The following is a 12968-nucleotide window of genomic DNA, read 5'->3' as shown; positions in this document are numbered from 1 at the left end:
GCGGTAATGCCTGATATCTCGTGTAAGTATTGTACAACAAGTCGCTTGATTGCCTGTGCCTCTTTAGGACGTTTTTTAGGCATTGAGCATTGTTATCTTTATAACAAGGCCGTGTAAAGTCCAGAAAATGGTGAAAAAGGTTATGGTTTACCCCGGTATCACCTGTGGAAAAACAGGTTTTTTGTATAATATGAATGCAATTACCACTCCTAACGGGCCCAAGTTCATCCGATGACGCAGAGGAATGACCCCCAATCCTGGTATGTCTACATACTGCAATGCTCTGATCGATCCCTCTATACGGGCATAGCCAAGGATCTTGAGAAACGCGTGGCGCAACACAACAGTGGCACTGCCGCTAAATATACCCGAGGACGCACCCCGGTTGAACTTGTCTTTGCTGAGGGGGTGAGATGTCATGGCGATGCACTGCGCCGAGAATATCAGATTAAGCGAATGAGTCTGGCGCAGAAACGAAAGATAATCGAAGGGTCAGCTTTTGGAAATGAGAGGTGCCGATCTGACAATAAGCCTGCGGTAAGTCAGATTTGAGTCTATTTTAAGGCCTGTTAACAGGCCCTATCCGAGAGCCGCAATGTCTACAGAGGTAGATGGTGCCTTGTATGATCCTGTTGTGACGAATGGCGCTCAAGCGATGGTCCCGGCAGTCACAACGGTAATCAAAATAGCGTAGCTTCTTCCCCCCCGCCTGTTCCGTATCGAAATTATGACAGCGTTCCGGTGAAGCATGAAACAGCTTCATGATCTTTTTCCACTCTGTACCATGGGGTTTGATTCGTGGCCCGTGCAATGCACGGGCGATCAGGTGTGAGACTTCGTGGGGTACAGTGGCATCGATGAACGCCTCCCGGTATCTCATGAGCAGTGGCAAGTTGTAACGAATGATGCTTCGGCCCTTTGCCGGAAACAGCACCATGCCGGCGGTCTTGCCAATCAGGTCAAACCAGACCTCGGGATACTCGATACCGAGGTCGAAATATCGGCAGCCGGTCCGGAGCAGATCTGCGGTTTTCTTTCTCACAAGAGATTGCAGTAGATCGCTCTGCATTGAGACGCATTCCTAATTAACCCACAAGATACAGGATTAAGCGTATCCAACAGGGGGAAGGTTAATGATTGAAGAGGGGTGAATGCCCCTGGATTCAGAGGCAGAGGGTATCACATAAGGTGTATGGCTTCTTCATCAGAGCGTGGGAGCCGCAGACGCGCCAACACGCCAGGCAATTCTCTATCAGGCCTCATTGCTGGTCTCTCTCATCCGTGCCTTTCCCACTCCCTCTGCCAACATTGTCGAGTCGCTGGGTGTTATGGCAATTAGGGCCTGTTAACACTAATCCAATACGCCCTGCTGGGGCTGTTTTTGTGTCCAGCAAGGCAGAATGAGCGAGGTGTAGTTATGCTACATGAGCGAATGATAACGCCGCTGGGCGCAAAAACAGCCCCAGCCCTTCGGGTTGCGCCCCGAAGGAAGTGCCCTTGGGGTGCGCCTTGATTGGCGCTTTTTCAGGCACAACAGGGCGTATTGGATTAGTGTTAACAGGCCCTAAGACAACTCAACTGTCGCTATTACCGCTGACTATCTCAAGCGGCAATTGACACTGCCTCCAGCAGGTTCATCGGTCCCTTACGTTTTACCGTTTCAAGCTCAATCGGTTCCTTTACAAACAGTGATCCCACATACCCCAGTGCATTAATCGATATGCCATGATAGTGCTCTTGCGAGCGGGGCACCAAAAGCATCCAGTCTCGCGTCAGCAGCAGGTTGTATGGGACGGATTGATAGTCACCATCTGCATTTTTCACAATATTGATTCCAACCCGTTTCAACATCTGCAGATATCGGGACAGAGTCAGTTTGGCCGCCGCCGAGGGGTTGTCGGCGAGTTCACCCGGCAATCGGGACCAGCAATGCAGGAATGGGAGTTGCTTCAGGCTATGCAATGCCTCCCCCTGTGGGGCATTGTTATAGAGAGTGTCAAACGGGGTGCCGGATTGTCCCTGATTGAGCGGCAGTGGAACCAGCTGCAGGTGTTTATGTTGTTGGCTGGCGCCGGCTGCCGCACCCCCATTATAGAAACCGAGTGAAGGGTACTCCCCCAGGCAGATCCAAAGCGCTTCGAAATCATCAAGGGTCAGCAACTGCTCCTGATGCTGAAAATCACGGGTCACAATCAGTAGATGGTTCTCGACAACGTTGAATTTATTCAGTACCGAGAGATGGGTCGATGTAATATCCGCAACCGTCATCTCAGGTTCCGGTGGCAGGAAAGGATTGGGAAGGATACTTGAAGGAATGGCGGTTTGTTTTACTTTGTCCAGTGCTTTGCGATTCAGGTTATGCGCAACGCGCACCATAAACTCGAGTCCACCCTGTTGCACGATATGGAAATCTGTCGGAATGGAGTGAAGCACACCTTTGGCGATGGCTGATTCTGTGCGTGTGCGAATCTTCTTCCACAGGCTCCCGGATTCCAGTAACTGTGACATCAGCTTCTTGCAGCCATCGTCTGTTATGTACCCGTTTTCACCGCATCGATGCTGATCACCGGCTGTTCGCCTATGACTTCGGCGGAATGGATGACCCCCCTGGGGACTTGCAGACAGTCGCCTGCTTCCAGTATGAATGAGTGACCGTCCATGCTCATTCTGAAACGGCCAGACAGCACGCCATCTATCTTATCGACGGCATGTTGATGGGGCGGGAAGAATGTGCCGGGAGGATAGACGTAACGTGTGACATTATAGCCCCGCGCCTCGAACTTACGGCACATTGCAGCTTCGCTTATGTCACCTTCAACGGTTTCATTCCAATGTTCGATTTGCATATGACACCTATCCGTTCAAATGGGCTTCACCAAATCATGTGCATTGAAATATTGTACTGAATCCAATCAATCGACTGGCAATATATTATTTAGCCGCAAATGAACGCCAATCACCGCAAAATTGACGCAAATGGTATTGCAATTCTACAAGCAACCACATCGCACATGAATACCCGGGCTCATGTGGCGGGTATTTACAAGGTTTCTTGCATCGATGGAATTTCGCTTATTGCAATAATTTCTACTTCAACAAGGCAGTTTCCTATTTGCAGTATTTTGCGGTGATTGGCGTTCATTTGCGGCCTGCATTCATTCCGGATTTAGCATATCCGTTCTGGGGGAGTGCCAAGAAAACCGCAAGTCAATCATTTGGCAGATTGAGCCGTTGTAAAAGATCCGGTAGTAAGTTGGTCACAGTATCGACAATCGCCTGTGTCTGGGGATCAATTTCGATATTCACATGATCACCGATTTTGCGTGTGCCGATGTTGGTGCGTTGCAGGGTTTCCGGAATCAGATTGACATCGAATTGTTCGTCCACTACCCGACCGATTGTCAGGCTGATGCCATCGATGCCGATATAACCCTTGGTAAAGATGTAGTGACGCCATTGGGGCGGCAGTTTGAACCGTATACGGTAATTGTTTTCACTACGCTCAATATTGACGACTTCCGCTGTGCAAAGGATATGTCCGGACATGGCGTGTCCGCCGATCTCATCGCCAAAACGCGCGGCCCGTTCAAAATTGACCCGATCCCCGATATCAACCGCCCCGAGGTTGGTGGCATGCAGCGTCTCCTGCATCAGGTCGAAATCTACCAGGTCACCCTCGATGCGGACCACTGTTAGGCAACAGCCATTGTGCGCCACCGAGGCTCCCGGCTTCAGACCCTGCAGCGCGGTCGAAGGCATGCGTATCCGATAGGTACGGAATGCCTCTTTCCTTTTGATGTCGACAACCTCTGCGGTCCCTTGAACAATACCTGTAAACATAAATTTAGTTACTACTCACGATTAAGAAAATATTATCTGGCGGTATGAAGAGGGCGTGTCGCCCGCTAAGATTACCGGTGTACACAGGATAAGCTATAAGTATACCAACCCTCTATCCCGGGTTGTGCAGTTCAAAGCAGCTTATGACGAAGTAGAATCTAAACTCCCATATCGCCAGACAGATGTGATCGCATCGGATTGCCTGAGGCGGTCATTGCGGCAAGTGGTGTTTCATGTCTTTGGTCTGGCTTAGAACAAAGTCGATAAATGCCTGGTTCGCCCTTGACAGATATCCCCCCTTTTTCCACGCCAACGAGAGATCGAGAAATACCGGTTCGTCGAATGGAACCGCCACCAGATCGTTCTGTGTATCCTGCTCGACCACCATGCGTAAAAAGGTGGTAATGCCAAAGCCTTGGCGCACGATCGCCTTGGTAAGAGGAATCAGATTGGTTTCAAAGGCTATTTTCGGTGGCAGACTGCGTTTCTGACTGTAACGATCGATGAACTCGCGCAGGAAATAGCCCGTCTTGAAGACCACCAGTTCATGACTGAAGAACTCCTCCATGCATATACTGCTGCGTGCCGCGAGCGGATGTTCTCTGGGTACACAGACAACCATCTCTTCACGGGTTAGCAGGCGGGTTTCCAGATCCTCCGGGGGTGGATCCGCAACCACCACACCAAGGTCGAGTTCGCCTGTCCTGATCATATCCTGCAGACGGCGGGTGCCCTGTTCGTAGACGGAGAGACTCAACGCCGGATAGCGATGCTTGAACCCCATGAGTATCGGGGGGAAATAGTAGGAACCCAACATGCTGGGGATCCCGATGCGCATCTCTCCCTTTGCCAGCCCCCGGAGTTCGCGCATCTCCAGCTCAGCAGCCTCTGACATTTCGATGATGCGGATGGCATGGCCCAACAACACCTCACCCTCTACCGTCGGGGTGATCTGGCGATCGCTGCGATGCAGCAGGGTAAGATTCAGCTCTGCCTCGAGTTTGCGCATAGCGATGCTGATGGCGGGCTGAGCGATGTGCAGTCGACGGGCTGCTGCGCTAAATCCGCCATACTGGCATACAGCCTTGAAATAGGTCAGTTGCTTAATATCCATATATAAATCGAATGAAAACTATATAAATTATATATTTTTATTATAGTTAAATCGGGGTTAGGCTCAATATACTCCAGTCATAACCGTTTCAGGCGAACATGATTCAATGCAATACACCGAAATTCTGGTACGCCACGTTGGCACTCTGTATCGGTTCGGTGATGGTTTTCAGCAATCTCTACATCACTCAGCCGTTGTTGCCGGTATTGCGTGCTGACTTCGACATAGACTCCCTTGAGGCGTCCCTGAGCCTCTCCGTTGCGACCCTGTCGATGGGAGTCTGCCTGCTCTTCTTCGGACCTCTCTCCGATGCAATAGGCCGCCGAGTGGTCATTCTTTTCACTCTGCTGTTGCTGTGTCTGGTGACGGTCGCAACCGCATTCGCCGCCGATTACACCAGTCTGCTGATATTGCGATGCATTCAGGGGGCTTTGATTGCCGGGCTGCCTGCCGCCGCGCTTGCCTATATGGGTGAAGAGTTTGAATCAAAGGCCTTGTTGCTGGCCGTCGGAATCTATATCGGTGCAAACACCCTGGGAGGCGTTGCAGGCCGACTGATCAGTGGCCTGGTTGCGGCGGAGTGGGGGTGGCGGAGCAGTTTTCTCTTCCTCGGCGCCTTCGATCTGGTTTGTCTGTTTTTGGTGTTTCGCATGATGCCGGCATCGCAGCGTTTTGTAGCGAGGCCGTTTCGGTTCCACCAGGTTAGAAACGACCTCATGCTGCATCTTCGCAATCCGATGATTCTTGCCGCCTGCTTCATCGGAGGGTTGAATTTCTTTATCTTTGTCAACCAATACAGCTATGTCACATTTGTTCTGGCGGATGAGCCCTATGGTCTATCCTCTGACTGGCTGGGCCTGTTTTTCCTGACCTATCTTACAGGCACCTTGGCGGCTTCAATATCCGGCCGACTGGTGAAAAACCGATCTCAAACCGGAGCAATGGGCGTGGGCATCGTGATTTTTATGGCTGGTACATTATTGACCCTGATACCCAATCTGATTGTCATCATCGCCGGTTTTTTTATCAATGCCCTTGGCTTTTTCTTTACCCACTCCCTGGCGGCCGGCTGGGTTACCAGCCATGCTCAATGGGCACGTGCCAGCGCAACCTCACTCTATTTAATGTTCTATTATGCCGGAGCCACCCTGGGGGGATTTTATCTGGAGCCGTTTTGGCGCTGGGCTGAATGGGAGGGGGTGGTGACCGGATCGTTGCTTATCCTGAGTATCACCTTCAGCATCACCCTGTGGTTGGGCAGGCGGAGGCCGGTGTTTGACGGCTATTCTTCCGTCGTCAAGACCATGCCGGACTGAATAGTGAATGCAGAAGTTTGGCGTAATCTAAACGTGTCTCTAAGTGATTAATGTAACAATTAGAAATTGTTGAAAATATCCGTTGTAGCTAAGATTTCTCTCGAGCCTTTGAAGGATTAAAAACCCTGTGCATCGACTCATGACGTGAGCCTTTGGCTGTGTGATAATTTCATCCGATCATGACAGGTCGCCGGACTCGGATGTCCGGCGCATCGCTTAATTTCAACAGATGAGGATTGACCGAATGGATGAAAACCGTGCAAAAGCGCTGAGTGCCGCTCTGGGGCAGATTGAAAAACAGTTCGGCAAGGGATCTGTGATGCGGATGGGTGACACCAGTGCAGTCCGTAACATCGATGCGATCTCGACCGGTTCCCTGAGCCTGGATATTGCGCTGGGTATCGGTGGGTTGCCCAAAGGTCGTGTTGTGGAGATCTACGGACCCGAATCGTCAGGCAAGACCACATTGACCCTGCAGGTGGTGGCCGAAGCGCAGAAGATGGGGGGTACCGCCGCTTTCATAGATGCAGAGCATGCACTCGATCCGCAGTACGCTGAGAAATTGGGCGTCAATGTGGATGAGTTGCTGGTGTCACAGCCGGATACCGGTGAGCAGGCCCTGGAGATCACCGATATGCTGGTGCGCTCCGGTGCAGTGGATCTGGTTGTCATCGATTCCGTGGCTGCCCTGACCCCCAAGGCGGAAATCGAAGGCGATATGGGGGATTCCCATGTCGGCTTGCAGGCTCGATTGATGTCCCAGGCGCTGCGGAAACTGACCGCCAATATCAAACGCACCAATTGCCTGGTGATCTTCATCAATCAGATTCGCATGAAGATTGGTGTGATGTTCGGCAATCCGGAAACGACCACCGGCGGTAATGCGTTGAAATTCTACTCCTCAGTACGTCTCGATATCCGCCGCACAGGCGCGATCAAAAAGGGCGATGAAGTGGTGGGCAATGATACCCGGGTCAAGGTGGTGAAAAACAAGGTTGCGCCTCCCTTCAAACAGGTGCAGTTTGAGATCCTCTATGGTGAGGGGATCTCCCATGAGGGTGAGATCATCGAACTGGGTGTTCAACGGAGCATCATCGATAAATCCGGTGCCTGGTATAGCTATAATGGCGACCGTATCGGCCAGGGCAAGGAGAATGTGCGTAACTTTCTTAAAGAGAATCCCGATATCTCAGAGGCGATCGAATCCCGTATCCGGGAGGAGTTGCTGCCATCGCAAGACAGTGAGGAAGAACTCGCCGAGGCCGAAGTCTGAACGAGGCGGGCTATACGGAGATAGAGGCAGCGGCGATCCGCTTGCTGACTCAGCGTGAACACTCGTTGCAGGAGTTGCGGTTCAAACTGCAATCCCGTGATTTCGAGGAACACAAAATCGATACAATCCTGCAGCGTTTGAGCGAGTCCGGTCTGCAGAGTGATGACCGTTACACCGAAAGCTATATCGCCAGCAGGACAGAGCGAGGCAGCGGACCTGTGCGCATCAGGGCTGAATTGCGTGAGCGCGGTATCGATGAGGCGCTGATTGAAACCTATCTCGAGGGATATGCCGAGCTATGGCCAGCCTTGTTGCAACGGGTACACGATGCCAAGTTCGGCACCGAACCCTGCACGGATCGAAAGACCCTGGTCAGAAAGGCGAGATTTCTTCAACATCGGGGCTTCCCTGGCGAGCTGATCCGTCAATTCCTTTTCGATTGATTACCGGCTTGCCCCAGCTGAGGGGGTATCCAATACCCCCTCATCGCCGACCCATATTGGTGACTTACATTCCGCATGCGTGGCTTTTCCACCCACTACCGCTCCCGGCGAGGCGGTGATAGCTGGAGTATGTACTTTTAATGTAACCGGTACGGGCTTTTTATCTCCGTTCCTGTTATCTTTTAGGGTTTATTTCCCGGTTAATTTTTTCCTTCATGATGAAAACCAGCGCTGATATACGACAAGCTTTTCTGGACTATTTTGCCGATCGCGAACATGAGGTGGTCGTCAGCAGCCCCTTGGTACCGCAGAATGATCCCACCCTGCTCTTTACCAATGCGGGCATGGTGCAGTTCAAGGATCTGTTTCTCGGTCGGGAAAAGCGCAACTACCAAAGAGCAGCGAGTTCTCAACGTTGTGTACGCGCAGGCGGAAAGCACAATGATCTTGAGAATGTCGGTTATACCGCTCGCCATCATACCTTTTTCGAGATGCTGGGAAATTTCAGTTTCGGAGACTACTTCAAACGAGACGCCATCAACTATGCCTGGGAGTTTCTCACCGAAACTATCGGCCTGCCGGCAGAAAAGCTGTGGGTGACCGTCTATGAAGAGGATGACGAAGCAGCAAAAATCTGGCTCGACGAGATTGGAATCGATCCCGCCCGTTTCACCAGAATCGGTGACAAGCCGGGGGGCAAGCGCTATGAGAGCGACAATTTCTGGTCAATGGGTGATACCGGACCTTGCGGCCCCTGTTCGGAGATCTTTTTCGACCACGGAGAGGGTATATGGGGCGGTCCGCCCGGCACTGCGGAAGAGGAAGGTGATCGCTATATCGAGATCTGGAACCTGGTTTTCATGCAATACAACCGGGATGCCGATGGCGTGTTGACACCGCTACCCAAGCCGTCTGTGGATACGGGTATGGGATTGGAGCGTCTAGCTGCCGTATTGCAGAAGGTGCACAGCAATTATGAAATCGATCTGTTCGTCCATCTCATTCAGGCCGCTGCTGAGTTGACCGGCTGCAGTAACCTGGAAGAGAAGTCCCTGCGGGTTATCGCCGACCATATACGCTCCTGCGCCTTTCTCATCACCGATGGTGTCTTGCCGTCCAATGAAGGCCGTGGATATGTATTGCGGCGGATAATTCGCCGCGCCATTCGTCACGGCTATATGCTGGGCGTGAAGGAGCCGTTTTTCCACAAGCTTGTTGGTTGTTTGTGTGATGAGATGGGTGAGGCCTATCCCGAGTTGCTGTCGCAACGTGGCCAGGTAGAAAAGGTACTGCGCCTGGAGGAGGAGCGGTTTGCCCAGACCCTGGAACAGGGGATGAAGATTCTCGAAGAGGCCATTGAGGAGCTTGACGGCAAGGTTATACCCGGCGAACTTGTATTCAAGCTTTACGATACCTATGGGTTTCCCAGGGATCTGACTGCCGATATCGCCCGCGAGCGCGAATTGACCATCGATCAGTCGGGTTTCGACGAGGCTATGTCGGCACAACGAGAACGAGCCCAGGCCGCGAGTCAATTCGGCGTAGTGGCGAATGTCGACCTGGGGTTGGAAGAGGAGACCCGGTTTTCCGGTTATGATCACCTTGAGGAACAGGGGAGGGTCGTCGCTCTGCTGCGTGATGGCGAGTCGGTCAGTGCACTGCAGCAGGGGGAGTCCGGCATGGTGTTTCTGGATAATACGTCATTCTATGCCGAATCCGGTGGTCAGGTGGGTGATCAAGGTGTCCTCGAAGGGGATGGCCTGCTGTTCGAAGTGGACGATACACTAAAACAGGGCGGTGAACTCTTTGCTCATATCGGCAAGCTTGAGGAAGGCATCCTCGCTGTTGGCGACAAGGTGACTGCACAGGTCAATGCCTATACCCGCCAGGCCACTGCGCTCAATCACTCGGCAACCCATCTATTACACGCAGCACTGCGCCGGGAACTGGGCGAACATGTAACTCAGAAGGGTTCGCTGGTCGATGCGGAGAGACTTCGATTCGATTTTTCCCATTTCGAACCCATTACTCGTGAACAACTGCAGTCGATCGAGCAACTGGTAAATCTTCAGATACGCCACAATCACCTGGTTGCAACTCAACTCATGTCCCTGGATCAGGCAAAGGCATCCGGCGCCATGGCGCTCTTCGGCGAGAAGTATGCGGATCAGGTACGGGTGCTGAGCATGGGTGATTTTTCCACCGAGCTTTGCGGTGGAACCCACGTCAATGCGGTGGGGGACATCGGGCTTTTCAAGATTACAGCAGAGAGTGGCATTGCCGCCGGTGTGCGTCGAATCGAAGCGATAACCGGTCAACGAGCTGTTGAATGGATGGAGGCGGACGAAGAGCGGGTGCAGCGGATCGCTGAAATGATCAAATCAGGACGCGATGAGATCGAGGACAAGCTGGAGCAGATCCTCGTTCGCAACCGTAAACTGGAGAAGGAATTGGAGCAGCTGAAGGGGAAGCTCGCCAGTGCCGCAGGCACTGATCTGGCAGCAGGCGCTGTTTCAGTGGGTGAGGTGAAGGTGCTTGCGGCCAACCTGGATGGTGCCGATGCCAAATCACTGCGCGAGACCATGGATCAACTGAAAAACAAACTTGGCACTGCGGTTATTCTGTTGGCTGCGACAACAGGGGGCAAGGTTTCATTGGTGGCAGGTGTGACCAAGGATCTTACCGCGCAGATGAAGGCGGGGGATCTGGTGAAACTGGCTGCAGAAAAGGTTGACGGCAAGGGTGGTGGAAGGCCGGATATGGCGCAGGCGGGAGGCAGTAATCCCGCTGCACTTCCACAAGCCCTGGAAATTGTAGAGCCCTGGGTCAGGAAGCAACTGGGTCTGGAATAATCGTCTCAACGTTAAATCGGATTCAATATTTGGTTCCGTTGTGGGCCGGTTTGGTGTTTAATGTGCAGCTTTTTTAGGTGCTTGGATATTTGGGGTTTAAAACTGTCATGGCAATGATTGTGCAGAAGTATGGCGGCACCTCTGTCGGCTCGATTGAGCGAATCATGGCCGTTGCGAACAAGGTCAGGGGATACAGAGACAGAGGTGATCAAGTTGTGGTGGTTGTCTCCGCAATGTCGGGTGAGACCAACCGGCTGATCTCACTCGCAGGAGAGATCGATAAGGCACCTGATCCCAGGGAGATGGATGTATTGGTCTCCACAGGCGAGCAGGTCACGATCGCGCTGCTTTCCATGGCCTTGCATAAGGTTGGATGTCCTGCCCGTTCCTATACCGGTGGACAGGTGCACATTCTCACTGACAGCGCATACAGCAAGGCGCGCATACGCGATATCGATGCCGCCCGTGTTCGTGCGGATCTTGAGGCGGGCCGGGTGGTTGTGGTCGCCGGCTTTCAGGGTGTCGATGAACACGGCAGCATAACCACACTTGGCCGAGGCGGATCGGATACGACGGCAGTTGCCATGGCCGCTGCCCTTAAAGCTGACGAGTGTCAGATCTACACCGATGTTGATGGTGTCTACACAACCGATCCCAGAGTTGAACCCAAGGCCAGGCGGCTGGAGCGCATCACCTTCGAAGAGATGCTGGAGATGGCCAGCCTCGGTTCCAAGGTGCTGCAGATACGTGCCGTCGAATTTGCAGGCAAATACAATGTTCCCCTACGTGTCCTGTCCAGTTTCGAAGAGGGCGACGGCACACTGATTACCTTTGAGGAAGAGAACATGGAACAGGTGAAGATTTCCGGTATTGCATTCAATCGCGACGAAGCGAAGCTGACCATTCTCGGGGTTCCGGATCAACCGGGCGTGGCATATAAAATAATTGGCCCAATATCGAGCCAGAATATCGAAGTCGACATGATAATTCAGAACATCTCTCACGATACCGGGCGCACAGATTTCACTTTCACCGTGAATCGGGTCGACTTTAAACGTGCCAGGGATATTCTTCAGCAGACAGCCGATGAAATGGGCGCACGCGAAGTGTTGGCAGATGACAAGATCGTCAAGATCTCCCTGGTGGGTGTCGGTATGCGCTCCCATGCGGGGATCGCCAGCAAGATGTTTGAGGCACTTGCTGACGAAGGTATCAACATCCGTATGATATCCACATCTGAAATCAAGATTTCTGTGGTGGTCGATGAAAAATATCTCGAACTGGGTGTTCGGGCGCTGCACGAGGCATTTGAGCTGGAGAAAGAAGTACAATCCTAAAAATCGGGATTAAGAGCATTTAGGCCCTATAAACAGGTATTTTGAGTCGTATTTTCCCTTTTTTACCCATAGTCCAGTTGCTAAAATAGAGCTACCAGTCCCGTATTATACGGAGGCTTGGTTGGCAATGGCGGTGCTGAGATTGAATTGTTACAGAATCGAAGCCTGCCAAAAACTCAAGGAACAACATGGAGACTGGACATGTTAATACTTACTCGCCGTGTCGGCGAAACCCTGATGATTGGAGATGAGGTTACGGTTACTGTATTAGGTGTTAAAGGAAATCAAGTACGTATTGGTGTCAATGCGCCGCGTGATGTGACCGTACACCGGGAAGAGATCTACGAACGTATAAAAAGAGAGCAGTCGGAAGAGTCGTCCTAGAGGCGTCTGGTCTGAATAAAAACGACAAGCCTTAATCCCAATAAATAACTTTGCCATGGAAGGTAAAGTTTTTTTGTTTGTGGAAGAAGAAATCTGTACAATCTCAGCACCTTGAAGGATCAGGGGAACCAGGGTCCCAAACCTTGAGGCCACCTCAATCCTGAAAAGATGTAAAAGTCACCCATACGGGTTTGACTGCATCCAAAATCAAATACACCCGGAGAGATGGCCGAGCGGCTGAAGGCGCTCCCCTGCTAAGGGAGTATGGGGTTAATAGCTCCATCGAGGGTTCGAATCCCTCTCTCTCCGCCATATAAAAAGGGGCCCACTGGGCCCCTTTTTATATGGCGGATAGGGAGGCTTTGATTAGAACCCTTCGTTCGACCAGACGCGAAGCGTCGCAGGACGC

General features: G+C 52.1%; 12 protein-coding genes and 1 tRNA gene. 8 read left to right on the top strand and 5 right to left on the bottom strand.

Going from position 1 to position 12968, the window contains the following annotated elements; translation table 11 throughout:
- Window positions 1–231: 231 nt before the first annotated feature.
- Complete coding sequence (locus CODIS_RS21760; RefSeq protein WP_083220766.1) at window positions 232–552, top strand: GIY-YIG nuclease family protein; 321 nt, start codon at window positions 232–234, stop codon at window positions 550–552.
- Window positions 553–559: 7 nt separating this feature from the next.
- Here the strand turns inward: CODIS_RS21760 and CODIS_RS13660 are convergent, their stop codons facing one another.
- From CODIS_RS13660 to CODIS_RS13640, 5 genes are all read right to left on the bottom strand, one after another.
- Window positions 560–1069 carry a SprT family zinc-dependent metalloprotease gene (locus tag CODIS_RS13660; protein ID WP_069126168.1) on the bottom strand — a complete coding sequence of 170 codons (510 nt, stop codon included), beginning with the start codon at window positions 1067–1069 and terminating at the stop codon, window positions 560–562.
- 533 nt (window positions 1070–1602) lie between these two features.
- Window positions 1603–2508 carry an ATP adenylyltransferase family protein gene (locus CODIS_RS13655; protein WP_069126165.1) on the bottom strand — a complete coding sequence of 302 codons (906 nt, stop codon included), beginning with the start codon at window positions 2506–2508 and terminating at the stop codon, window positions 1603–1605.
- Between the two features lie 23 nt (window positions 2509–2531).
- Window positions 2532–2846, bottom strand: coding sequence for a cupin domain-containing protein (locus CODIS_RS13650; protein ID WP_069126158.1), 315 nt, complete (start codon window positions 2844–2846; stop codon window positions 2532–2534).
- Between the two features lie 361 nt (window positions 2847–3207).
- Window positions 3208–3840 (bottom strand): riboflavin synthase, encoded by a 633-nt coding sequence (locus tag CODIS_RS13645; protein ID WP_069126151.1) that lies wholly within the window; start codon window positions 3838–3840, stop codon window positions 3208–3210.
- A gap of 211 nt (window positions 3841–4051) precedes the next feature.
- Window positions 4052–4954, bottom strand: a complete 903-nt coding sequence (locus CODIS_RS13640; protein WP_069126147.1) for a LysR family transcriptional regulator — start codon at window positions 4952–4954, stop codon at window positions 4052–4054.
- A 98-nt stretch (window positions 4955–5052) separates the two neighbouring features.
- Here CODIS_RS13640 and CODIS_RS13635 point away from each other — a divergent pair, with 98 nt between their 5' ends.
- The 7 genes from CODIS_RS13635 (at window position 5053) to CODIS_RS13605 (ending at window position 12871) form a co-directional block, all read left to right on the top strand.
- A complete protein-coding gene (locus CODIS_RS13635; protein WP_069126143.1) occupies window positions 5053–6270 on the top strand; it encodes an MFS transporter in 1218 nt (405 codons plus the stop codon).
- Between the two features lie 244 nt (window positions 6271–6514).
- Window positions 6515–7543 (top strand): recombinase RecA, encoded by a 1029-nt coding sequence (gene recA, locus CODIS_RS13630; protein WP_069126139.1) that lies wholly within the window; start codon window positions 6515–6517, stop codon window positions 7541–7543.
- Window positions 7544–7584: 41 nt separating this feature from the next.
- Window positions 7585–7986, top strand: a complete 402-nt coding sequence (locus tag CODIS_RS13625) for a regulatory protein RecX (protein WP_235615225.1) — start codon at window positions 7585–7587, stop codon at window positions 7984–7986.
- 218 nt (window positions 7987–8204) lie between these two features.
- On the top strand, window positions 8205–10838 hold the full coding sequence (gene alaS / locus CODIS_RS13620; protein ID WP_069126377.1) for an alanine--tRNA ligase: 2634 nt from the start codon (window positions 8205–8207) through the stop codon (window positions 10836–10838).
- Between the two features lie 107 nt (window positions 10839–10945).
- The gene (locus CODIS_RS13615) at window positions 10946–12175 is read left to right on the top strand and encodes an aspartate kinase (RefSeq protein WP_069126136.1); all 1230 of its coding nucleotides are present in this window, start codon (window positions 10946–10948) and stop codon (window positions 12173–12175) included.
- 201 nt (window positions 12176–12376) lie between these two features.
- Window positions 12377–12559 (top strand): carbon storage regulator CsrA, encoded by a 183-nt coding sequence (gene csrA, locus CODIS_RS13610; RefSeq protein ID WP_069126133.1) that lies wholly within the window; start codon window positions 12377–12379, stop codon window positions 12557–12559.
- 219 nt (window positions 12560–12778) lie between these two features.
- Window positions 12779–12871: transfer RNA gene (locus CODIS_RS13605), tRNA-Ser, on the top strand.
- Window positions 12872–12968 lie beyond the last annotated feature (97 nt).

The organism is Candidatus Thiodiazotropha endolucinida, from assembly GCF_001715975.1.
In the GTDB taxonomy this organism is placed as follows: domain Bacteria; phylum Pseudomonadota; class Gammaproteobacteria; order Chromatiales; family Chromatiaceae; genus Thiodiazotropha; species Thiodiazotropha endolucinida.
This window is presented reverse-complemented; position numbering and strand designations above follow the sequence as displayed.

What these genes read in the sequence shown, in the direction of transcription:
- CODIS_RS13655 (WP_069126165.1), bottom strand. Translation starts at nt 2,508, where the DNA reads ATGTCACAGTTACTGGAATCCGGGAGCCTGTGGAAGAAGATTCGCACA.
- CODIS_RS13635 (WP_069126143.1), top strand. Translation starts at nt 5,053, where the DNA reads ATGATTCAATGCAATACACCGAAATTCTGGTACGCCACGTTGGCACTC.
- CODIS_RS13615 (WP_069126136.1), top strand. Translation starts at nt 10,946, where the DNA reads ATGGCAATGATTGTGCAGAAGTATGGCGGCACCTCTGTCGGCTCGATT.
- CODIS_RS13640 (WP_069126147.1), bottom strand. Translation starts at nt 4,954, where the DNA reads ATGGATATTAAGCAACTGACCTATTTCAAGGCTGTATGCCAGTATGGC.
- CODIS_RS21760 (WP_083220766.1), top strand. Translation starts at nt 232, where the DNA reads ATGACGCAGAGGAATGACCCCCAATCCTGGTATGTCTACATACTGCAA.
- CODIS_RS13645 (WP_069126151.1), bottom strand. Translation starts at nt 3,840, where the DNA reads ATGTTTACAGGTATTGTTCAAGGGACCGCAGAGGTTGTCGACATCAAA.
- csrA (WP_069126133.1), top strand. Translation starts at nt 12,377, where the DNA reads ATGTTAATACTTACTCGCCGTGTCGGCGAAACCCTGATGATTGGAGAT.
- recA (WP_069126139.1), top strand. Translation starts at nt 6,515, where the DNA reads ATGGATGAAAACCGTGCAAAAGCGCTGAGTGCCGCTCTGGGGCAGATT.
- alaS (WP_069126377.1), top strand. Translation starts at nt 8,205, where the DNA reads ATGAAAACCAGCGCTGATATACGACAAGCTTTTCTGGACTATTTTGCC.
- CODIS_RS13660 (WP_069126168.1), bottom strand. Translation starts at nt 1,069, where the DNA reads ATGCAGAGCGATCTACTGCAATCTCTTGTGAGAAAGAAAACCGCAGAT.
- CODIS_RS13650 (WP_069126158.1), bottom strand. Translation starts at nt 2,846, where the DNA reads ATGCAAATCGAACATTGGAATGAAACCGTTGAAGGTGACATAAGCGAA.